General features: G+C 46.2%; 20 protein-coding genes and 1 tRNA gene. 17 read left to right on the top strand and 4 right to left on the bottom strand.

All coding sequences use genetic code 11. From position 1 onward, the window contains the following. The first annotated feature begins 3 nt into the window (after nucleotides 1-3). From tsaB to rnd, 6 genes are all read left to right on the top strand, one after another. A complete protein-coding gene (gene tsaB / locus AACV12_RS07880; RefSeq protein ID WP_017047797.1) occupies nucleotides 4-705 on the top strand; it encodes a tRNA (adenosine(37)-N6)-threonylcarbamoyltransferase complex dimerization subunit type 1 TsaB in 702 nt (233 codons plus the stop codon). A 53-nt stretch (nucleotides 706-758) separates the two neighbouring features. Then, entirely contained in the window at nucleotides 759-1064 is a 306-nt protein-coding gene (locus AACV12_RS07875) for a hypothetical protein (RefSeq protein WP_026028052.1), read from the top strand. 15 nt (nucleotides 1065-1079) lie between these two features. After that, the gene (locus AACV12_RS07870) at nucleotides 1080-1643 is read left to right on the top strand and encodes a Slp family lipoprotein (RefSeq protein WP_017044575.1); all 564 of its coding nucleotides are present in this window, start codon (nucleotides 1080-1082) and stop codon (nucleotides 1641-1643) included. A 2-nt stretch (nucleotides 1644-1645) separates the two neighbouring features. Continuing rightward, a complete protein-coding gene (locus AACV12_RS07865) occupies nucleotides 1646-2500 on the top strand; it encodes an alpha/beta fold hydrolase (RefSeq protein ID WP_170900139.1) in 855 nt (284 codons plus the stop codon). Nucleotides 2501-2602: 102 nt separating this feature from the next. Continuing rightward, a complete protein-coding gene (gene fadD / locus AACV12_RS07860; RefSeq protein ID WP_026028639.1) occupies nucleotides 2603-4297 on the top strand; it encodes a long-chain-fatty-acid--CoA ligase FadD in 1695 nt (564 codons plus the stop codon). 97 nt (nucleotides 4298-4394) lie between these two features. Then, a complete protein-coding gene (gene rnd / locus AACV12_RS07855) occupies nucleotides 4395-5513 on the top strand; it encodes a ribonuclease D (RefSeq protein ID WP_170900138.1) in 1119 nt (372 codons plus the stop codon). Nucleotides 5514-5569: 56 nt separating this feature from the next. Here rnd and minE read toward each other — a convergent pair whose 3' ends face one another. The 3 genes from minE to minC are packed head-to-tail and all read right to left on the bottom strand — an operon-like array spanning nucleotide 5570 to nucleotide 7335. Beyond that, a complete protein-coding gene (gene minE, locus AACV12_RS07850) occupies nucleotides 5570-5836 on the bottom strand; it encodes a cell division topological specificity factor MinE (RefSeq protein ID WP_010317176.1) in 267 nt (88 codons plus the stop codon). 4 nt (nucleotides 5837-5840) lie between these two features. Then, nucleotides 5841-6653 (bottom strand): septum site-determining protein MinD, encoded by an 813-nt coding sequence (minD, locus tag AACV12_RS07845; protein WP_013857214.1) that lies wholly within the window; start codon nucleotides 6651-6653, stop codon nucleotides 5841-5843. 19 nt (nucleotides 6654-6672) lie between these two features. Then, entirely contained in the window at nucleotides 6673-7335 is a 663-nt protein-coding gene (gene minC, locus AACV12_RS07840; RefSeq protein WP_013857213.1) for a septum site-determining protein MinC, read from the bottom strand. 199 nt (nucleotides 7336-7534) lie between these two features. Between minC and AACV12_RS07835 the strand changes: the two genes are divergently transcribed. From AACV12_RS07835 to AACV12_RS07820, 4 genes are all read left to right on the top strand, one after another. After that, nucleotides 7535-7816: a YcgL domain-containing protein gene (locus AACV12_RS07835; protein WP_017044579.1), complete on the top strand. Its 282-nt coding sequence runs from the start codon at nucleotides 7535-7537 to the stop codon at nucleotides 7814-7816. Nucleotides 7817-7839: 23 nt separating this feature from the next. Next, nucleotides 7840-8808, top strand: a complete 969-nt coding sequence (locus tag AACV12_RS07830) for a lytic murein transglycosylase (RefSeq protein WP_170900137.1) — start codon at nucleotides 7840-7842, stop codon at nucleotides 8806-8808. 61 nt (nucleotides 8809-8869) lie between these two features. Further along, entirely contained in the window at nucleotides 8870-9817 is a 948-nt protein-coding gene (locus AACV12_RS07825; RefSeq protein ID WP_170900136.1) for a LysR substrate-binding domain-containing protein, read from the top strand. A gap of 218 nt (nucleotides 9818-10035) precedes the next feature. Next, nucleotides 10036-11241 carry a NupC/NupG family nucleoside CNT transporter gene (locus AACV12_RS07820; RefSeq protein WP_170900135.1) on the top strand — a complete coding sequence of 402 codons (1206 nt, stop codon included), beginning with the start codon at nucleotides 10036-10038 and terminating at the stop codon, nucleotides 11239-11241. A 179-nt stretch (nucleotides 11242-11420) separates the two neighbouring features. Here AACV12_RS07820 and folD read toward each other — a convergent pair whose 3' ends face one another. Beyond that, entirely contained in the window at nucleotides 11421-12281 is an 861-nt protein-coding gene (folD, locus tag AACV12_RS07815; RefSeq protein WP_010317168.1) for a bifunctional methylenetetrahydrofolate dehydrogenase/methenyltetrahydrofolate cyclohydrolase FolD, read from the bottom strand. Between the two features lie 201 nt (nucleotides 12282-12482). On the opposite strand from folD, the gene AACV12_RS07810 reads away from it, so the two are divergent. The 7 genes from AACV12_RS07810 to AACV12_RS07780 all read left to right on the top strand — a co-directional run bounded on the left by AACV12_RS07810 (nucleotide 12483) and on the right by AACV12_RS07780 (nucleotide 21691). After that, nucleotides 12483-12559: transfer RNA gene (locus AACV12_RS07810), tRNA-Arg, on the top strand. A 225-nt stretch (nucleotides 12560-12784) separates the two neighbouring features. Beyond that, nucleotides 12785-14500, top strand: a complete 1716-nt coding sequence (locus AACV12_RS07805; protein ID WP_170900134.1) for a class I SAM-dependent DNA methyltransferase — start codon at nucleotides 12785-12787, stop codon at nucleotides 14498-14500. After that, entirely contained in the window at nucleotides 14490-15776 is a 1287-nt protein-coding gene (locus tag AACV12_RS07800; RefSeq protein ID WP_170900133.1) for a restriction endonuclease subunit S, read from the top strand. The genes AACV12_RS07805 and AACV12_RS07800 overlap by 11 nt, the downstream gene beginning before the upstream one ends. Beyond that, complete coding sequence (locus tag AACV12_RS07795; RefSeq protein ID WP_170900132.1) at nucleotides 15773-16795, top strand: DNA-binding protein; 1023 nt, start codon at nucleotides 15773-15775, stop codon at nucleotides 16793-16795. Before AACV12_RS07800 ends, AACV12_RS07795 begins: the two co-directional genes overlap by 4 nt. Next, a complete protein-coding gene (locus tag AACV12_RS07790; RefSeq protein WP_010317163.1) occupies nucleotides 16795-17244 on the top strand; it encodes a type II toxin-antitoxin system death-on-curing family toxin in 450 nt (149 codons plus the stop codon). Before AACV12_RS07795 ends, AACV12_RS07790 begins: the two co-directional genes overlap by 1 nt. A gap of 188 nt (nucleotides 17245-17432) precedes the next feature. Beyond that, a complete protein-coding gene (locus AACV12_RS07785) occupies nucleotides 17433-18449 on the top strand; it encodes a Fic family protein (RefSeq protein WP_170900131.1) in 1017 nt (338 codons plus the stop codon). Further along, nucleotides 18446-21691: a type I restriction endonuclease subunit R gene (locus AACV12_RS07780; protein ID WP_170900130.1), complete on the top strand. Its 3246-nt coding sequence runs from the start codon at nucleotides 18446-18448 to the stop codon at nucleotides 21689-21691. Before AACV12_RS07785 ends, AACV12_RS07780 begins: the two co-directional genes overlap by 4 nt. The last annotated feature ends 40 nt before the right edge of the window (nucleotides 21692-21731 follow it).

Raw genomic sequence — 21731 nt, 5'->3', positions numbered from 1 at the left:
GTAATGAGCGCAAAGATCCTTGCCTTAGACACAGCAACAGAGAACTGTTCTGTTGCTTTAATGATGAACGGCAAACTGTACGTTCGCAGTGAAGTTGCCCCTCGCGATCACACCAAGAAAATTCTACCCATGGTGGATTCCGTCCTCAAAGAAGCGGGCATCACCTTACAGGAACTAGACGCGCTAGCCTTTGGCCGTGGTCCGGGCAGTTTTACCGGAGTACGGATTGGCATTGGAATTGCACAAGGTTTAGCATTCGGCGCTGATTTACCTATGATAGGTATTTCGACCCTGGCAGCGATGGCGCAAGGCAGCTATCGTTTACAGGGTTACCAGCAGGTGGCGTGTGCAATTGACGCCAGAATGAGTGAGATTTACTGGGGTCGTTATACACGTCAAGAAGATGGCTCTTGGCAAGAGATAGATGCAGAGTGCGTCATTGCTCCTAATACTCTTGCTGAGCAAATCAAAGCTGACAGCATCACTTGGGGCTGCGCTGGAACGGGTTGGGCGGCTTATAAAGAAGAGTTAGATACGTTGCCTATCTCGTGTCAAATGGGGGAAGTATTGTACCCAGATGCACAGGATATGGTGTTTCTTGCTCAGTACGAGTTTGCCAAAGGAAACACGCTAACGGTGGAAGAGTCGAGCCCTGTTTACCTGCGTGATAACGTGGCTTGGAAGAAGTTACCGGGCCGAGAATAATCAGTGAAAGGCAAGGCGTTGCATTCGTCTTGCTCTAATTGAATAGGAACAGTATGGTTTCAATTAATGGTTTACCTCCTGCGATAGTGCCCGGTAGCAATAGGGCTAATCGCGCAAATAAGAACAATGGGGTAAAGAAAGGCGATGCCAAAACCGGAGTAGGCCAACCTACTAAGGTGGCGAATGCTGTTTCTCATTCAATTCGTCATGTCGATCCATCAGAGATTCATCGGGCTAATCTGGAATACGATCTTCCTGAAGGTCGATCAAGAAAGGCGATGGAAGAGTACATGGACGTGATGAACCAAGCAAAAAAAGAGGAACTTGCTCAACTGCTTGGAGTCGATATCTACATCTAATCCAACAAGGTCATTATGATGCGATCTTTTTCCACTTCTAAAACGCTACTATTGTTATCGTCCACATTGCTGCTTGGTGCATGCTCAAGCTTACCGGATGATCTTCGTGCCAGTAGTGATGCCGTGATCACCGATTACGCCACTTGGGTCAATACGCCAACCAATGAGCAAGATGAAGTCCGGCTGGGCGGCGTCATCGCCAGTGTGACTAATTTGGCGGATAAAACACGGATTGAAATAGTCAATTTGCCGATTAGCTCATCAGGCCGACCTGATATCGACCGTGAACCGCAAGGGCGTTTTGTTGGCTATGTTGACGGGTTTGTTGACCCAGTGGCTTATGCGAAAGATCGTTTGGTGACGCTAGTGGGAACCAGCCTTGCTCCAGAAAAGGCCAAAGTGGGTGAGTTTGAATACACTTTCCCAACCATGGTCGTAAAAGGACTACATTTGTGGCGAGTTGAAGAAAGAGTGGTCGTGAATGATCTCGGTACTTATATGTACCCTTGCCACAGCTTATATTGTCGTCAAATGTACATTGGTGCTCGTGAAGGGCGCGTGGTACAAGAAGTGAAATAGCGATGCAACAAAAACAGTACTCTCTTGCGCAAGGAATGATTGCGACTCAAGAGGTGGGAAACGCACAAACGGCCGACTTATCGGTCGTTTTTTTGCATGGTTGGTTAGATAATTCATCCAGTTTTCTTACCGTTATCAAAGCGTTAAGTCACCTTAATCCACAGTTACACCTTTGCGCAATCGATTTACCGGGACATGGCCTTTCAAGCCATAAAGCCGACGGTCATTTTTACCCATTTCATGACTATATTGATGATATTTACTCATTTTTGCTCAACTTATCACCAAACAGGTTAGTGATCGTAGGGCATTCCCTTGGTGCTTTAATCGCAAGTTGCTATAGTGCCGCCTTTCCTGAGCAAGTCGCAGGATTAGTTCAAATCGAAGGAATGGCTCCATTGGCTGAATCGCCACTAGAGAGTGTGGCCAGGCTGCGCAATGGCGTACTCAGCCGCCAGCGGATCCGGCGTAAGCCTCGTCGTAGGTTACCGAACTTAGAATACGCTGTTGCTCGCCGAGCCGAAGTCAACCAGTTAGAAGCAGCCTTGATCCAACCCATCGTTATTCGAGGGGTTGAGCGGCGTAATGACGAGTGGTATTGGCGTCATGACCCACAGTTAAACAGCGATTCCTTGTATCGCATGTCGTATGAGCATGCTCAGCACATAATGGCGCACATCCAATGCCCACAACGTGTGATTCTCGGTACACACGGTTTTTCTGAGTTACGAGCCGCTCGAGGCTATTTCGCCGATGATCGGCAAGAGATGTTCACTATTTCTGGTGGTCATCATTGCCATCTTGAGCAACCTTCGCAAGTCGCCGAACTAATTTTTGGCTTAGTTAACAAAATTTAAACAAGTGTTTGAGTGTTTCGTGCTCAAGCGCTTTGGCTGTGCTGTAATAGCGCACATAAAAATATCGCCGTAGAGCAGCCGCCAATAACGAGGAGTATTACCGTGGAGAAACCTTGGCTTTCACGCTATCCAACTGATGTACCTGAATTCATCAACCCTGATCAGTACCTCTCTTTGGTCGAAATGTTTGAGCAATCGGTTCATAAATATGCCGATCAACCAGCCTTTATGAATATGGGTTCGGTCATGACTTTTCGTAAACTGGAAGAGCGCAGCCGAGCATTTGCCGCCTATTTGCAAAATGAGCTGAAGCTGAAAAAAGGTGATCGTGTCGCCTTAATGATGCCCAACCTATTGCAGTATCCGGTCGCGTTATTTGGCGTATTACGAGCCGGGTTGATTGCGGTGAATGTTAACCCGTTGTACACCCCGCGAGAGCTTGAACATCAACTGAATGACGCCGATGCAAAGGCGATCGTCATCGTCTCGAATTTTGCCAATACCTTAGAGCAAATTGTTGAAAATACCTCGGTAAAACATGTGGTATTGACCAGCCTTGGACAGATGTTACCTAGAGCAAAAGGGACGTTGGTTGATTTCGTTGTGAAATATGTGAAAGGGATGGTGCCAAAATATGACTTACCAGGTGCCATTTCCATGCGTAAGGCGTTGCACAAAGGTCGCCGTTTACAGTATGTGAAGCCTTTTATGTCTGGCGACGACATTGCATTTTTGCAATATACCGGTGGTACAACCGGTGTGGCAAAAGGGGCAATTCTGACCCACCGCAACATGATTGCGAATGTGCTCCAAGCAAAAGGGGCATATGGCCCAGTATTGGCCGAAGGCCGCGAACTGGTTGTGACGGCATTACCGCTTTATCACGTATTTGCACTGACCGTAAACTGTTTACTGTTCGTCGAAATGGGTGGGCGTAACCTATTGATTACTAATCCACGCGATATTCCAGGCTTTGTCAAAGAGCTGCAAAAGTACCCATTTACTGCCATTACGGGGGTGAATACGCTGTTTAATGCGTTGGTCAACAACGAAGATTTCCATGAACTTGATTTCAAAAATCTTAAGCTTTCTGTTGGTGGTGGTATGGCGGTACAGCGCGCGGTGGCCGATCAGTGGAAAAAAGTGACGGGTATCCACCTGCTTGAAGGTTACGGTTTGACTGAATGTGCACCACTGGTGACAGGTAATCCTTATGATTTAAGTGATTATTCGGGAGCCATTGGTTTACCCGTACCTTCAACCGAAGTGCGTATCGTTGATGATGAAGGCAAAGTGTTGGCTTATGATCAAGTCGGTGAGTTGCAAGTGCGTGGCCCACAAGTGATGCAAGGTTATTGGCAAAGACCGGAAGCGACGAAAGAAGTGATTGATGCCGATGGTTGGCTCTCTACAGGCGATATCGTTAAGTTTGATGAGCAAGGAATGGTCTATATTGTCGATCGCAAGAAAGACATGATTTTAGTCTCTGGATTCAACGTCTATCCTAATGAGATTGAAGATGTGGTTGCACTGCATGGCAAAGTATTAGAAGTGGCCGCTATCGGCCAGCCTCATGAAGTGTCTGGTGAAATCGTCAAGATTTATGTGGTTAAGCGTGATCCGAGCTTAACCAAAGATGAAATCATTGCCCATTGCCGTAAACATTTGACTGGCTATAAAGTGCCTAAGTTGATTGAGTTTAGGGAAGATTTACCAAAAAGTAATGTGGGTAAAATTTTACGCCGCGTACTTCGTGAAGAAAATGATGCGGCAATTGAACAAACAAAACGTGCCTAAGCATCAAGTCAGTATGAAAAAATAGTGCTAGAATGCCGACTCAAACCGTCGGCATTTTTATGTCCCCTCTAGTAGGGTTGCCCAAAGTGAGCCATTAGTGAACTACCAAATAATTACCCAGCCTAACGACCTACAACATGTATGCCTTGCCGCGCGAGATGCCGATGTGGTGATGCTCGATACCGAGTTTGTCCGAGTGCGTACCTTTTACCCACAGCTCGGATTGATCCAGCTTTATGATGGTGAAAACCTCTCTTTAATCGACCCACTTGCCTTTGATGACATGGCCCCTTTTGTCGAGCTACTGCAAGACACCTCCGTGCTCAAAGTGCTGCATGCGTGTGGTGAAGATCTCGAAGTGTTTCATAATGCATTTGGCTGCACACCGTTTCCAATGGTCGACACACAAGTAATGGCGGCCTTTCTCGGTCATGGACTGTCTACCGGATTTGCCGCATTGGTCAATGAATTCTTAGGGATTGAAATTGATAAAAGTGAATCGCGTACTGATTGGTTAGCAAGGCCTTTATCGCAAAAGCAGTTGGATTACGCTGCCGCCGATGTGTTTTATTTGCTGCCGATTTACGAGAAATTACTCGATAAAGTGACGCAGGCGGGCTGGTGGCAAGCGGCGCAGCAAGAATCTGAACTATTGAGCGTCAAACGCATTAAACAGACTAATCCCGATTTGGCCTATTTGGATATCAAAGGGGCATGGCAACTAACACCGCAAGAATTAGCGATTCTCAAACCCTTAGCTACTTGGCGCTACGAAGAGGCGGTACGCCGTGATTTGGCGCTCAATTTTGTGGTCAAAGAGACAGATTTGCTGAGTATCGCTCGTTTGGGATTGACGAGTGCAAGCCGTATGATTGATGAAGGGGCCGATCCGAGATCGATTCAACGTCACAGTGCCAAAATCATTGCATTGGTGAAAGCGGGTCAGCAGACTCCGGCTGATCAATACCCACCTAAAATCGACCCTTTGATGGACTATCCCGGCTATAAACAGTTGTTTAAACGGTTGAAAGATGAAGTTAAATCAGTGTCTCAAACCACGGGTTTAGCGACTGAATTTTTAGCCTCTAAAAAACAGCTCAACCAGCTATTGAGTTGGGTGTGGAAGAAAGAGAGAGATCCCGCGCAATTGCCGGATGTGATGCAGAGTTGGCGCTTACCTATTCTCGGTGAACGGCTCAACAAATTGGTTGAGTAAAATTGGTTAGTAAAGAGAAAGAGCCTGCAATTTTGCAGGCTCTTTTATCATAAGGATTACTTTTCTTCGTCTGGCAGTTTCACGTTCAATTCCAGCACAGAGATATCATCATCTTTGTGCTCAAAAGAGACTTCAACCATCGAAGGGTCAACCGCGACGTATTTGGCGATCACCTTGAGAATGTCTTCTTTCAATTGAGGCAAATAGGTCGGTGCAGGGTCATTTTCACTACGACGTTCGGCGACGATAATTTGCAAACGCTCTTTGGCAAGGCTTGCTGAGGTCGTTTTCTTTTGTGGTCGGAAAAACTCAAGTAGAGACATAATATTAACCCCCGAAAAGTCGTTTAAAGATGCCCTTTTTTTGCTCCGTTAGAAAACGAAACTCGACTTCTTGCCCTAATAAGCGCTCGACAGCGTCAGCATAAGCTTGGCCTGCGTCTGATTGATCGTCAAAAATAACCGGAACACCTTTGTTGGAGGCATTAAGCACCGCTTGGCTTTCTGGGATCACGCCAAGTAAAGAGATATGTAAAATCTCTTCAACATCTTCCACGCTCAACATTTCACCTTGTGTCACGCGAGTAGGGTTATAACGAGTCAATAAAAGGTGCTGTTTAACAGGCTCTAACCCTTGCTCTGAGCGCATTGATTTGGAATCCAAAATCCCTAAAATGCGGTCCGAGTCGCGCACGGAAGAGACTTCAGGGTTCGTCGTTACAATCGCTTCATCAGCAAAGTACAAAGCCATCAACGCGCCTTGCTCAATACCTGCTGGTGAGTCGCAAATGACGAAATCAAAGCCCATCGTATCGAGTTCATCCAAAACGCGCTTTACGCCCTCTTTGGTGAGCGCATCTTTATCACGGGTTTGTGAGGCAGGCAGAATAAACAAGTTTTCGGTGCGTTTATCTTTGATCATCGCTTGGTTAAGTGTCGCCTCACCGTTGATGACGTTAACAAAGTCGTACACCACGCGGCGCTCACAACCCATGATTAAGTCAAGGTTACGCAGACCGATATCAAAATCGATGACCGCTGTCTTTTTACCTTTTAAAGCCAAGCCAGAAGCAATTGCTGCGCTTGAGGTTGTTTTACCAACGCCGCCTTTTCCTGACGTTACAACAATAATGCGTGCCATTATGTTTTCCTTGTTAATTTTAAATCGTGAGCGTTTCAAAATGCAGTGAATCATCAACCATGCTGAGCATCACTTTCTTCTGCCAAAACTCACTTTCAATTTGATCGCTAAGCCAATAATTTCCAGCAATGGAGACCAGCTCTGCTTGTAAATCGTGACAAATAATTTTTGCTTCCGTTTGGCCGCTGGCACCGGCAATGGCCCTTCCGCGCAGTGAACCATGAATGTGAATTGAACCATCGGCGATCACTTCGGCCCCCGCGCTGACGTGATTGAGGATCACTAAATCGCTATCTTTGGCATACACTTGCTGGCCAGAGCGAATGGGCGTGCGAATCACCTTGGTTGGCGCGATTTGAGCGGGTGCTTGAGAAGGCGACTTGCTTGCTGCCATCACGGCAAAGCCAGCTTCTGAGGCTAAGTTTTGGCTGCGTTTATCACGGCAACCTGTCACACCGACCGGGATCATTCCCGCTTCAGTGATGCCTTGTTTAAGTATCGCAAAATCAATATCGCCAATCACTTTAGCAATATTGATCACCACAGGTGCAGAGGCAAAAAAAGCAGGAGCTTGGGCGACTTTTTCCTTGAGAAACTCAACGGTATTGGCAACTTCACTGTCGCAAAGGTGTAACACTGACAAAGTAAAACTGCTACCTTTTAGGTCAGGAGTATTCGACATCTTATATTGACCTCAATAACTAATGGCTTCACTAGAAAGGGCGTTGCCTGAAACTAGGGTTGTCATGTTATATTCCCTGACTTAGCTCAGCAAGTTATCTTGCGGTCAAATGTTTGTTTTAATCTCAAATTTGGTAAAAGTTTAACGTTTCTAACTTAATTGGCTCGAAAAGCCAGTTTATTACAATAAAAGGTTTGTCATGCTTTGCTCTATCTACAAAAGCTCTAAAAAAGAAGGTACCTATCTCTATATCCCCAAAAAGGATGACTTTTCACAGGTTCCTGACACATTAATGGCGATGTTCGGTAAACCTACTTTAGTCATGGTAGTGAAACTGGAAGGGCGTACACTTGCCCAAGTGAACATTGAAAAAGTAAAAGAGTCTCTAGAAAATGAGGGCTTTTTCCTACAGTTACCGCCACCGCCACAAAATTTATTAGAACAATATAAGCAGCAAAAGGCTCAGCAAAAAGATAGCTAAGTTTTCAGCTCAAGGAGGACGATTTGAGAAAGTTATTGTCAGTCGTATTGGGATTAAGCCTCTCCACGCCATTGATGGCGAATGAGGTTAGTTTTGAACACTATGTCGAAGGCTTGAAGCAGCAAGCACGAAATGAAGGCATTTCAGAGCAAATTTTAATCGATGCGTTTAAAAATGTGGAGTACAAGCCACGTGCTGTGACGGCCGATCGCAATCAACCAGAAAAGAAACTGACGCTGGATGAATATATCCCACGCGCGGTTCCAGAATGGAAAGTGAACCAAGCAAAGGCGCTGTATGAAAAGCACTATGCAGAGCTTAGCCGCATTGGCGAACAATATGGCGTGCAACCGCGCTTTATCGTGGCTTTGTGGGGCGTAGAAAGTAATTTTGGTGCGTTGACCGGTGGTTTTAGTGTTATTGATGCGCTGACGACTATGGCTTATGACGGTCGTCGAGAAGCATTTTTCCGCAAGGAGACGATGGCCGCGTTGCAAATTCTACAGCAAGGTCATATCCAAGCTGATGAGATGAAAGGGTCTTGGGCTGGCGCGATGGGACAATGCCAGTTTATGCCGAGTTCGTTTTTGGCGTTCGCTTCCGATGGTAATGGCGATGGCAAAAAAGACATTTGGCGCTCAAAGGAAGATGTATTCGCGTCGACGGCCAATTATCTCAGCCAATCGGGATGGGATGATAAATACACTTGGGGCCGTCAAGTTAAAGTTCCGCATGGGTTTGACCGCACTTTAGAAGGGCGACAGCCCGAAAAAGGGAAATCACTGAGAGAGTGGAACAAGCTCGGTATTACCCGTTACGAAGGTAAACCACTGCCTAATTTAGACAACGTTCAAGCTTGGCTTATCATGCCAGATGATGAAAATGGCCGCGTTTACTTGGTATACAACAACTATAATGTGTTGATGAAGTGGAACCGTTCATATTATTTCGCCCTCGCGGTGAGCCATTTGGCGGATAGAATTACCTATTGATTTGAACCTTAATTGAACGCAAAGGGCTCATCATGAGCCCTTTGCTATTTCTGGAGAGCGTGTGCTAGTTGAACGTGCAGGGCAAATGGTGATATTTGCTGCGTTAATCAAACATCGAGGCTTTACCGCTGCGGCCAAAAGCTTAGGCGTATCAGTATCGCATGTTAGTAAGCAGTTGGCCTTACTGGAAGCCTCGCTCGGGGTGAAGCTCGTTCAGCGAACCACTCGCAGCTTCACCAAAACCGAGGCTGGAGAGGCTTTTTATCGCCATTGTATTGCGGTCGTTGGGTTGATGGATGCTGCGCAGTCTGAAATGGAAAGCCAGCGTGATGAGGTGTCTGGGCTGATTAAGCTTGGTCTTTCACAGTCGTTTGGTTCTTTGCACATTTTGCCAGCACTGGAGGCGCTTCGTCAGCGTTATCCAAAACTGCAAGTGGAAGTGCATTTGTTCGATTATCGAGTCGATATGCTCGAAGAAGGGCTTGATTTGTGGGTGACCAACAACGAACATTTGCCGGAAGGGTACGTGGCGCAGCGTCTCGCCGATTGCCAATTTGTGCTGGCGGCGTCACCGGAATACTTATTAAACCATTCACCCCCTAAGACACCCGGTGATCTGTTAGGTCACAACTGTCTTATCTACCGCAGTTGGGAGCGAGATTACACCAGCTGGTCGTTTGCCAATCCAGAGCAAAAGGTCAACATCAATGTGTCGGGTAACTATTCGGTGGATTTAGCCGAAGCCGTGCGTGACGCCGCCGTGGCAGGGTGGGGTGTTGCTTACTTGGCGACTTATTTAATTCGAGATGAATTTCGAACTGGTAAACTGATCCAGTTGTTGCCAGATTGGCACGCAAATCAAAGTATGCCTTTTTATGCGGTTTACCCGAGCCGACAACATATGCCGAAGAAAACCTCAGCCGTGATTGAATTTATCAAGGCTTTAATCGGTACACCTTGCTACTGGGATACTCAGTTAGAGCCTTACATCCGTTTGACAAAAGTGTAATGAGCACGGTTTATTATTTCCCAACTCAGAAACATCTTTTCTATATGGAAAAGATAAGCCTAAGCAATCGTTTAGCTTGTTACAAATCAACAGCTTGAAATAAGAGGCTTAAGGCTGCTATTTTTAAGCACACCTCTGTAACATTTGCGACTTGCGCATTCGTTTTCGCACGATAGAATGCGCGCCTTTCCTATCCCCGTTATCTGGATTGACAGCAAATGAACTCATTACTTGGCGTCGTCGCCATCTTATTTACGGCTTGGCTACTTTCTACCAATAGAAAAAACATCCAATTTAGAACCGTGTCGCTCGCTTTTTTATTGCAAGTAGGCTTTGCACTATTGGTTCTGTATGTCCCTATGGGGAAAGAAGTGCTCAACAGTGTCACGGGTGCGGTATCGAATTTGATCAATTATGGGCAAGAGGGAATTGGCTTTCTCTTTGGCGGTTTAGCCAATGGTAGCGTTGGTTTTGTGTTTGCGATTAATGTGCTTGGCATCATCATTTTCTTCTCCGCTTTGATCTCCGGTTTGTACCACATTGGTTTGATGCCTAAAGTGATTAATTTGATTGGCGGTGGTTTGCAAAAATTATTGGGTACGGGGCGTGCAGAGTCACTGTCAGCCACGGCGAACATTTTTGTCGGCATGATTGAAGCGCCGTTAGTCGTTAAGCCTTATTTAAAGTACATGAGTGATTCGCAATTTTTTGCGGTGATGACGTGTGGCTTAGCCTCGGTTGCGGGTGGAACGTTAGTTGGCTATGCCTCACTGGGCGTTAACCTTAACTATCTTATTGCGGCGGCATTTATGTCAGCTCCAGCCGGTTTGTTGATGGCGAAAATTTTGCTGCCGGAAACCGAAGCGCAAAGTCAGCAGGTGGCCAATGAAGAGGTTGAGATACCAAAAGCAACCAATGTGGTTGAAGCCGTAGCTGATGGTGCAATGTCTGGGCTTCGTATCGCGGTTGCGGTTGGGGCAACGTTACTGGCCTTTATCAGTGTGATTGCGCTACTCAACGGCCTATTGGGCTGGGTGGGCGGTCTGTTTGGCTTAACCCTTAGTTTTGAATTGATTTTAGGCTACCTATTTGCTCCAGTTGCGTGGCTGGTGGGCATTCCATGGAGCGAAGCGATGACGGCAGGCTCACTGATTGGTAATAAAATTGTCGTGAACGAGTTTGTCGCTTTTATCCAATTGATGGACGTAAAAGATTCGCTCAGTGAACATTCTCAAGCGATTGTAACTTTTGCTCTGTGCGGCTTTGCCAATATTTCGACCATGGCAGTATTGATCGGTGGTTTGGGCAGTTTGGTGCCAGAGCGTCGCAGCTTCATCTCTCAATATGGTTTTCGAGCGATCAGCGCTGGCGTGCTGGCTAACTTGATGAGTGCTGCACTTGCTGGGGTTATTTTGTCGCTATAAACGTAGCGTTTCTATTCATCGTTAAAAACTGGCTCGTTAAACATCAGCTCGTTAAACATTAGCTCGTTAAAAAACCCCAGCGCAGTGCTGGGGTTCTTTTTTGGCTCGCTGATCATAGCTATCAATAACCACTAGCAATAATCAATAACAAGAACCACTAGCAATAATCAATAACAAGATCAGTTATTGGGGTGAAATTGCTCGCACGCCAACAGGGTGTTTTCAATCAAACTGGCCACCGTCATTGGCCCGACACCACCCGGAACAGGGGTGATCAAGCTTGCTTTAGTGCGCGCTACATCGTACTCGACATCGCCAATCAGCTTGCCTGACTCCAAGCGGTTGATGCCCACATCAATCACTACGGCACCTTCTTTAATCCATGCGCCGGGAATAAAATTGGGTTTACCAACGGCCACCACCAACAAATCAGCTTGGCGAACATGGTGCTCTAAATCTTTAGTGAAGCGGTGGCATGTGGTTGTGGTGCAACCAGCCAGTAGCAGCTCTAACGTCATTGGTCGGCCGACAATATTGGATGCGCCCACAATCACCGCATGCTTACCACGCAGTTGAACGTTATAGCGCTCAAGCAAAGTGATGATCCCTTTGGGCGTGCAAGAGCGCAGTTTAGGAATGCGTTGGGCTAAACGGCCCACATTGTAAGGGTGAAAACCATCGACATCTTTTTCAGGAACAATGCGTTCAAGCACATGGGTTGTGTCAATCCCAGCAGGTAAGGGCAGTTGCACTAAAATGCCGTCAATTTCAGGGTCGGCATTGAGCTTATCGATTAACGCCAGTAGCTCCTCTTCGCCAGCAGTGGCCGGAAGATCATAGGATTTAGAAACAAAACCCACCTCTTCACAAGCACGACGTTTGCTGCCGACATACACTTGTGACGCAGGATCTTCTCCCACCAGCACCACCGCTAGCCCCGGAGCTCGAAGACCCACTTGAGTGCGAGCTTTTACCCGCGCCGCTACTTCAGAGCGAACCGTCTGGGAGATGAGTGTCCCATCAATATTTTGAGCAGTCATGGCTTTCCTTACACATTGGTCGCAAATATTTTTGGGCGCATTGTCGCAGATATTTAAAGTAACATCTATAAGCAAACGTTTGCCTTGTTCTGTTTTTCGACACTCGGCTACCGAATGGCAGTTTTTTAGGCATTTGAAACCGAATCTTAGAGAAAGCGATTGATTTACGGAGTTCAACTCGTATAATCCTGTCCCTGTAGCGCGCCCTTAGCTCAGCTGGATAGAGCACGTCCCTTCTAAGGATGTGGTCGTAGGTTCGAATCCTACAGGGCGCGCCATTTATTTCAGGGCGCAGCAAGCTAATACTTGCTGCGCCCTTTTTGTTGCGCGATAGCTAGTTGTTGCGCGATAGCTAGCCGCAAAGCAAACGGATTATTCGTTCTTGATTACTCACAAGGCGCTCTCTATCTCATAAAACCACACTTAACTCAGTCATAAAGCGAGGATTTTTGTGCTTCCACTGGTATCATATCGGCAATTTTCCATGTTTTAAGAAATCTGCAATGAACCACCAAGAACAACAATACCTCAAAGCGCTAGAAAGCAAACTCTGGACGGCGGCCGATAAACTGCGCGCCGCGTTGGATGCGTCACAATACAAACATGCGGTGCTGGGGCTGATTTTCGTCAAATACGTTTCGGATGCGTTTAGCTTGCGCCAGCAGGAAATCAAAGCTGAATTGACCAACCCAGAGCACGAATACTATTTAGACCCGCAAGATTTCACCCCAGAAGAATTAGCCGAAGAGATCGCGATAGAGCTAGAGCAGCGCGATTTCTACCAAGAGAAAAACGTGTTCTGGCTACCGCCGGAATCCCGTTGGTCGTTCCTGCAAGATAACGCACCGCGTGTGATTGGCGGCGCAGAGCTGCTGATTGAGGGCGCAAACCAACAAAAAATCACCAAAAAAATCACCTCAGTCGGCCATTTAATTGATAACGCACTGGAAGGGATTGAGCGCGATAACCCCAAACTCAAGGGTGTACTCAACAAACACTATTCAGGCCTTAAAATCGACCAAGCCAAGCTCAATGAACTGATCAACCTGATTGCGACCATTCCGTTTAATCACCAGTCGCTCAGCAGCAAAGACATTCTTGGCCATATCTATGAATACTTTTTAGGTCAGTTTGCGCTGGCTGAAGGCAAAAAAGGCGGCCAGTTTTATACGCCTGCCTCCATCGTTACCTTGATTGTAGAGATGATTGAGCCATTTGAAGGCCGTGTCTATGACCCAGCAATGGGCAGCGGCGGCTTCTTTGTCCAATCGGATAAATTTATTGAGCGCTATGCCAACCAAAAAGAGATCGACCCGCTGACGCAAAAGCAGAAAATCTCGATTTACGGGCAAGAATACAACTACACCACTTGGCAGCTTGCTGGGATGAATATGGCGATTCGAGGGCTAGAGTGTCAATTCGGTCAGCCTGCCAGTACCTATACCAACGACCAGCATCCTGATTTACGAGCTGACTTCATCATGGCGAATCCGCCGTTCAACATGAAAGAGTGGAACATCGGCGTTGATGATAACGATCCGCGCTGGGTATATGGCACTCCACCATCAGGGAACGCCAACTTCGCGTGGATGCAGCATATGCTTTACCACCTTGCGCCGGATGGCTCGCAAGCTTTACTGCTGGCTAATGGTTCGATGAGTTCATCCACCAATAACGAAGGCGAAATTCGCGCCGCCTTGGTCGAGAATGATTTGGTCGAGTGTATGGTGGCGCTGCCGGGGCAACTGTTTACCAACACGCAAATTCCGGCCTGTATCTGGTTTTTAACCAAAAATAAAAAAGCGCGCACCGATAAAGCAGGCCGTAAACTGCGCGATCGCAAAGGCGAAGTGCTGTTTATTGATGCGCGCAACCTTGGCTATATGAAAGATCGGGTACTGCGTGATTTTAGACCAGAGGATATTCAGAAAGTCGCTGACCTGTTCCATGCTTGGAAAACGGGCGAAGAAGTCAATGGCGTCACGTATCAAGACCAAGCCGGTTTTTGTAAATCCGCAACCTTAGCAGAGATTAAGAAACACGATTTTGTGCTCACTCCGGGACGTTACGTTGGCGCGACTGAAGAACTGGACGATGGTGTTCCCTTTGCTGAGAAAATGGCAACGCTAACCGCGAAATTGAGTGAGCAATTTGCAGAGTCAGAAATGCTAGAGGCTGAGATCAAAAAGAACTTAGCGGGGTTGGGTTATGAACTGTAATTGGTCAGTTAAGAAACTTGGCGACCTCGTTAAATTCACCTCAGGGGGAACGCCATCTAAGAGTAATGAAGCATATTGGGGCGGAGATATACCTTGGATAAGTGCATCATCAATGGATAGCACACGGTACTCTGAATCAGATCTAAAGGTTACAACTGAGGGTTCTAAGAATGGAACTCGTTTAGTTCCCAAAGACACCGTATTGTTGTTAGTCCGTGGTGGGGCGCTGCACAATAAAATTCCGGTAGGAATAACAACGAGAGAAGTTACCTTTAACCAAGATGTAAAAGCGTTAGTACCTAAAACTGACGAGATCACACCTTGGTATCTTCTGTTCTGGCTAATTTCTATAAAGAAGACCTTATTGGCTAAGGTGGAAAATACGGGAATTGGTGCTGGTAAATTGGATACAAAAATACTTCAAGAGTTAGAGGTTCCTTTACCACCCAAACCTGAGCTAAAGAGATTAGAAAAGTTCTGTAAAGCTCTTGATGATAAGATCATCTTGAACACTGACACCAACCAAACCCTAGAAGAAATGGCGCAAGCCATCTTCAAGTCATGGTTTGTCGATTTCGATCCGGTGAAAGCTAAGATGAACGGCGAGCAACCAGAGGGTATGGATTCTGCCACTGCCTCGCTATTCCCCGAAAAGCTCGTTGAAAGTGAGTTGGGTTTGATACCAGAGGGATGGGATGCTAGTTCTATGGGGGAGCACTTCAACATCACTATGGGACAGTCACCAAAAGGCGAAACTTACAATGAAGATGGCGAGGGAATTGCGTTCTTCCAAGGGCGTAGAGATTTTGGTTTCCGTTATCCTGATGTTCGCGTCTATACAACAGATCCTAAGCGATATGCTAAAGCTGGTGATACGCTAATTAGTGTTCGTGCACCTGTAGGCGATAAGAATATGGCGGCTATCGATTGCTGCATTGGTCGTGGTGTCGCTGCTATTAAGCACAGGAGTCAATCTCGTTCATTTACGTATGCGTTTGTGAGTCATATTGAGAAGAAGCTTGGTGACAGTGGTTCTTCCGGAACAGTGTTCAGTTCTATAAACCAGAATGAACTTAAGAAAGTTTCATTTGTTGCTCCTCCTCAAGAGCTAATCGAAGCTTTCCATAAATTTGTTGACCCGATAGATCAAAAAATTGAGGTTCTTTCAGGAGAGATTAAGAGCCTTTCAGCAATGCGAGACACACTGCTTCCTAAATTGCTTTCCGGCGAAATCGAGTTAGAAAAAGTCAATCTAGCATCGGGAGATTTATTATGAATCTTGAACTGACTACATCTATGGTCGCAAGACAAAATATCTTAAATAACCAGTATGCATTAACGCAATTGGAAGAACATTTAGATCTTTCTGGACTTGTTCTAGAAGGAAAGATTGTATTTACAAAAACACAAGTTGCTAACTTATTAGCCATTGATGAGCGTACTGTTGAACGTTATTTAGCTAAAGATGATGGTGAGTTAAAGGCAAGTGGCTATCAAATTGTTAAAGGAAAAACTCTTAAAAACATGAAGTTACGCTATGCGGGTGACACTGATGTCGGTCGGATGATTGATCCAAAAGCATCTAGTTTAGGGTTGTTCGATTTTAAAGCATTTCTAAACTTGACTATGTTAGTCACTGAAAGTGAAAGAGCAAAAGCCATACGAAGTCGAATTTTGGACATTGTGATTGATGTTATTGCTCAGAAAGCAGGGGGGCATACTAAGTATGTCAACCAAAGAGATCAGGATTACTTGCCGTCATCATTTCAAGAAGAAAGCTACAGAAAGCAATTCACTAATGCGCTTCGAGATTATTTAGAAATGGGCAATCACAAATATGCGATTTATACCGATAAAATATATCAAGTTGTCTTTTTGGGTAATGCTGCTGAGTATAAGCAAGTTTTGAAACTCGCCGACAAGGATAAGACACGTGACACCATGTACAGTGAAGTGCTTAATGTTATCGCAAGTTTTGAGCATGGTCTCGCGGAGGAAATGGAGCAAGAATATCAAGAAAAAGGCCGGAAGCTATTACCTGTCGAACTTGACTCTATCATCGAAAAAGCGAGTAGAACTCCTTATTTGAAACCTCAGATCGAAGATGCAAGAACTAAAATGGCGAGCAGAGATCTAGGGTTCCGTTCGGCTTTACATCAACGTTTAGAACATTATGTACAGTCAGTGCCTCAAAGTGATTTTGATAAATTTCTTGGAGACAAAAGTCGTTCTTTGGAAGAGCAGTTGAAAGATACGAGAACACTAGATGTTCTCAAGCGCTTGAAGGATCGCTAATGACTTTACCTCTCTTTTATTTTGATGTTGAGCACGCAGTAAAAACTCATGATTGGATCATTGATCACAGTGGTGGGCTGTCGGGGACTAAGAATGTTGGGCAGTTAGAAAGTGTGCTTGATCATATTCAGAATGACCTTTATTACCCGAATCTTGAAGAAAAGCTCACACATTTGGTTTTCTCCATAAATAAGTTTCACGCGTTTAATGATGGGAATAAACGTTCAAGCTTAGTTTTAGGGGCTTACTTTTTAGAGGTTAACGGTTATGACTATTGCCTCAAGAAGTTTGTTTTTGAAATGGAAAATATTGTTGTGTGGGTTGCTGAAAATAAGATAGATAAAGTGTTGTTACAAGAGATCATTACTTCAATCATCATGGATGATGACTACCCAGAAGCATTGAAGCTCAAGATAATTATTGCCACTGAGGAAAACAACGATGAATGAAGCTTTTCCTAAATTGCTTTCCGGCGAAATCGAGTTAGAGACACAGTGGGGGTAATCATGACCTTAGCCAATAAGCCTGATTTTGAATATGACCCAATTGTCCAACCAGCGGTTGGACATGTTCCTTGGCACCTAACTTCGTTAACTCAGAAACGTCAAAAATCAGCGAACCGTTGGTGGAAAAACTAATGCAGCCTCCATTTACCATCAATAACCCAATACTAAAGCTAGTCGCTGACATCAGTGAACGGTTGGGTAAGATCTCTGTGACTCACTCACAAGGCATTGACCTACGTTTAAGGCGCATAAACCAAGTCCGTACTATTCACGGAACATTGGCTATTGAAGGTAACGAGCTAACGGAAGCGCAAGTCACCGCTATACTCGCTGGTAAACGGGTACTGGCACCCGTAAAAGAGGTTCAAGAAGCAAAGAATGCGATTGCGGTGTACGAGAAGCTACCGAATTGGCATCCTGAAACTGAATCTCATTTACTGGCCGCACACAAGTGCTTAATGATGGGGATGATTGATTCGGCAGGGCAATATCGAAACAGTGGTGTTGGCGTGATGAAGGATGGTCAAGTGATCCATATGGCGCCTCCTGCTGATCGCACTCCAACGCTTATGCGTGACTTGTTCGCTTGGTTAAAAGCCAGTGATGATCATCCACTCATTAAAAGCTGTGTATTCCATTACGAGTTTGAGTTTATTCATCCCTTCTCTGACGGTAACGGCCGAATGGGCAGACTTTGGCAAACGTTGATACTGAGCCATTGGCAACCACTATTTGCAGTTTTACCCGTAGAGAATTTAATTTATCAGCATCAGCAGGAATACTACCAAGCCATTAATCAAAGCACGGCTGAAACAGACAGCCGTGCCTTTATCGAGTTTATGTTGGGGATGATAAAGCAAGCTTTGTTTGAGCTAGAGCAAGCCAAGACGAAGAACACCCCTCAAGTAAGCCCCCATGATACCCCCCAAGTTAGTTTGCTGCTTAGTCACATCGATGGGGAGATGAGCCGCGAGCAATTGCAGAGCGCATGTCTGTTGAAAGACCGTAAATCATTTACAGCTAGATACCTAAAACCAGCCTTGGAAGCTGGATATATAGAAATGACCGAGCCTAGTAAGCCAAGAAGCCGATCGCAGCGTTACCGACTCACCGATTTAGGTAATGAGCTGAAACGAGGACAACAATGAAAATTACAGAAGACCAACTAGAACAGCTCTGCCTTGATTGGTTTAAAGCGCTTGGCTACCAATACCAAAATGGCTATGACATCGCACCGGATGGCGCGGTTCATCCAGCCACAGGCGTTCCCGAGCGTGAAAACTATCAGCAAGTTACACTGCAAGCGCGGTTAGTGTCGACATTGGAAACCTTAAACCCTACTGTACCGAGTGACACCTTAATCGAAGTGGCGAAAACCGTTGCCACGCCGCCAACGCCTGTACTGATTAAAAACAACAAACTCTTTCACCAATATTTAATCGAAGGTGTGCCTGTTGAATACTCGGTAATGGAGCAAGAACAATGGGTGACCAAGCATACTCATGTTCGCTTAATTGATTTTGACAACCGTGAGAATAACGAATTCTTAGTGGTCAATCAGTTCACCATTACGGGCAGCAAAGGCAATCGCCGTCCAGATCTCGTAGTATTTATTAATGGATTACCCATCGCTGTCATCGAACTGAAAAACCCCGCCGATGATCACGCCGATATTTGGAATGCCTACAATCAAATTCAAACCTACAAACAAGAGATCGCCGACCTCTTTGCATTCAATGAAGCGCTGGTGATTTCTGATGGCTGGACGGCGCGAGTCGGCTCATTGACCGCGAACAAAGAGCGCTTCCTGCCATGGAAGACGATAGAGAGTGAAGACGATAAGCCGCTACTCGAATTCCAATTAGAAACCATGGTGCGTGGCTTCTTTAAGCCAGAATTGCTGCTCGATTACATTCGCTACTTTGTGTTGTTTGAAACCGATAACGACAAAGTCATCAAAAAAATCGCCGGTTATCATCAATTCCATGCTGTACGTGCTGCGGTGAAAGCGACGGTCATTGCGGCCACCACCGCTGATCAAATCACTGAACCCCGAGCCAATTACGCCAATGTCGTGGTGCCGGGAAGTAAAAAAGCCGGCGTGGTTTGGCATACCCAAGGCAGCGGCAAAAGCATTTCGATGGTCTGCTACGCCAGTAAGTTGCTGCAACAACCAGAGATGAATAACCCAACCTTAGTGGTGGTGACTGACCGTAATGACTTAGACGGCCAGCTATTTAACACCTTCACCATGGCGCAAGACACCTTAAAGCAAATCCCGCAACAAGCCACTGACCGCGATGCATTGCGCGAGTTACTGCTCAACCGTCAGTCTGGTGGCATCATCTTCACGACGGTACAAAAATTTGCGCTGCTCGATGAAGAAACCGCGCATCCTATTCTCTCTGAACGCTCGAATATCGTGGTGGTGTCTGATGAGGCGCACCGCAGTCAATATGGCAATAAAGCGCGCCTTGTTGATGTCAAAGACGAGGATGGCAATGTGGTCGGCCAGCGTTATGTGTATGGTTACTCCAAATACATGCGTGACGCACTGCCCAATGCCGCGTTTATTGGTTTTACCGGCACACCCATATCGCTAGATGACAAAGATACTCGCGGGGTGTTTGGTGATTATGTCTCTATTTACGATATTCAAGATGCGGTCGATGATGGTGCCACCGTGCCGATTTACTACGAATCGCGCCTCGCCAAGCTCGATATTAATCAAGATGAAATCGAAGCGCTTAACGATCAAGTTGAGGAAGAAATTGGCGAAGACGAAGAAACGGAAAGTCGCGAGAAAATAAAATCACAATGGTCAGCACTGGAAAAACTGGTCGGTGCCGAGCCACGCATCCAACAGGTCGCGAAAGATCTCGTCGAGCATTTTACCACCCGCTGTGAAACCTTTCCGGGTAAGGCGATGATTGTCGCCATGAGCCGTGAGATTTGTGTCGATTTATACGATGCGATTGTGGCGATTAAACCTGAGTGGCATAACGATGATCCCGCTAAAGGCGCAATCAAAATTGTCATGACCGGCAGCGCCGCTGATAAGGCCCAAATGCAGCCGCATATTCATGATAAGAAAACCAAGAAGCTGTTTGAGAAACGGTATAAAAATACCGATGACGAACTGCAATTGGTGATTGTGCGCGATATGTGGCTAACGGGCTTTGATGCGCCATGTTGCCATACCATGTATATCGACAAACCGATGAAAGGGCATAACCTGATGCAGGCAATTGCCCGGGTAAATCGCGTGTTTAAGGATAAACCCGGCGGTTTGGTGGTCGATTATATTGGCATTGCCAATGAGCTTAAAAACGCCCTCAAGACTTACACCAACAGCCAAGGCAAAGGCAAACCGACCGTTGATACCGCCGAAGCTTTTGCTGTCTTCATGGAAAAAATCGATATTATCCGCGGCATGTTTGCCACGCCAGTGGATGGTGAGGTGTTTCACTATCGCCCTGATTTTGAAACTCGGCCGCTGCAATTGCTGCCGGGGGCAGTCAACCATATCTCAGGGCTTTGCCACCGGAACAGCAAAGGTGAGCAAGTTCGCGATGGTAAACGTCGTTTCCTTGATGTGATGGCGGCGATGATGAAAGCCTTCTCATTGTGCAGTACGTTGGATGAAGTGAATGGCTATCGCCATGAAATCGCCTTCTATGGTGCAATCAAAACTGCTTTTTTGAAGCACTCGACGGTCGATAAAAAGCGCAGTGATGAGCTGCGAAACTCTGCCCTGCGCCAGATCCTCAATAACGCGATAGTGGCCGATGGCGTCGATGATATCTTTAAAACCGTAGGGCTGGATAAGCCAAACATTGGTTTGCTCTCCGAAGAGTTTCTTGAAGATGTGAAGCACATGAAAGAGAAGAACTTGGCGGTGGAGTTACTGGAAAAACTACTGCGTGATGAAGTGAAAGCGCGGATGAAAAACGATGTGGTGCAAGAGAAGAAGTACTCAGAGCGCATCATGTCGACTCTGCAAAAGTACCATAACCGCAGTATTGAAACCGCGCAGGTGATTGAAGAGCTAATCCAGTGGGCAAAAGAAATGCAAGCCGATGCTGAGATGATGGCTAAGCTTAATCTCTCCCCCGATGAAATTGCCTTTTACCGCGCGCTGATCGCCAATGAAGCCTCAGTACGCACCTTAGGCGATGATAACTTACGCAAACTGGCGATTGAACTGACTCACCAACTGCGTAATTCTGCTACGGTAGACTGGCAGAAACGTGAAAGCGTGCGGGCGCGGATGCGCAACTTAGTGCGTCGTTTACTACGCCGCTGGAAGTACCCACCCGATGCCGCAGAAGAGGCGATTAAGCTGGTGCTAGAGCAAGCCGAAGTGCTTGCTGATGGTTGGTATCAATAGCGCTCACAGAAGTGCATTATTGGTTCGATAATGGTGTTTT

Source organism: Vibrio sp. 2-2(8) (genome assembly GCF_963888495.1).
Taxonomy (GTDB): Bacteria; Pseudomonadota; Gammaproteobacteria; order Enterobacterales; family Vibrionaceae; genus Vibrio; species Vibrio anguillarum.
This window is presented reverse-complemented; position numbering and strand designations above follow the sequence as displayed.

Coding starts and splice junctions, on each gene's coding strand:
- tsaB (WP_017047797.1), top strand. CDS start 4: ATGAGCGCAAAGATCCTTGCCTTAGACACAGCAACAGAGAACTGTTCT.
- AACV12_RS07875 (WP_026028052.1), top strand. CDS start 759: ATGGTTTCAATTAATGGTTTACCTCCTGCGATAGTGCCCGGTAGCAAT.
- AACV12_RS07870 (WP_017044575.1), top strand. CDS start 1,080: ATGATGCGATCTTTTTCCACTTCTAAAACGCTACTATTGTTATCGTCC.
- AACV12_RS07865 (WP_170900139.1), top strand. CDS start 1,646: ATGCAACAAAAACAGTACTCTCTTGCGCAAGGAATGATTGCGACTCAA.
- minE (WP_010317176.1), bottom strand. CDS start 5,836: ATGTCTCTACTTGAGTTTTTCCGACCACAAAAGAAAACGACCTCAGCA.
- minD (WP_013857214.1), bottom strand. CDS start 6,653: ATGGCACGCATTATTGTTGTAACGTCAGGAAAAGGCGGCGTTGGTAAA.
- minC (WP_013857213.1), bottom strand. CDS start 7,335: ATGTCGAATACTCCTGACCTAAAAGGTAGCAGTTTTACTTTGTCAGTG.
- AACV12_RS07835 (WP_017044579.1), top strand. CDS start 7,535: ATGCTTTGCTCTATCTACAAAAGCTCTAAAAAAGAAGGTACCTATCTC.
- AACV12_RS07820 (WP_170900135.1), top strand. CDS start 10,036: ATGAACTCATTACTTGGCGTCGTCGCCATCTTATTTACGGCTTGGCTA.
- folD (WP_010317168.1), bottom strand. CDS start 12,281: ATGACTGCTCAAAATATTGATGGGACACTCATCTCCCAGACGGTTCGC.
- AACV12_RS07805 (WP_170900134.1), top strand. CDS start 12,785: ATGAACCACCAAGAACAACAATACCTCAAAGCGCTAGAAAGCAAACTC.
- AACV12_RS07800 (WP_170900133.1), top strand. CDS start 14,490: ATGAACTGTAATTGGTCAGTTAAGAAACTTGGCGACCTCGTTAAATTC.
- AACV12_RS07795 (WP_170900132.1), top strand. CDS start 15,773: ATGAATCTTGAACTGACTACATCTATGGTCGCAAGACAAAATATCTTA.
- AACV12_RS07790 (WP_010317163.1), top strand. CDS start 16,795: ATGACTTTACCTCTCTTTTATTTTGATGTTGAGCACGCAGTAAAAACT.
- AACV12_RS07785 (WP_170900131.1), top strand. CDS start 17,433: ATGCAGCCTCCATTTACCATCAATAACCCAATACTAAAGCTAGTCGCT.
- AACV12_RS07780 (WP_170900130.1), top strand. CDS start 18,446: ATGAAAATTACAGAAGACCAACTAGAACAGCTCTGCCTTGATTGGTTT.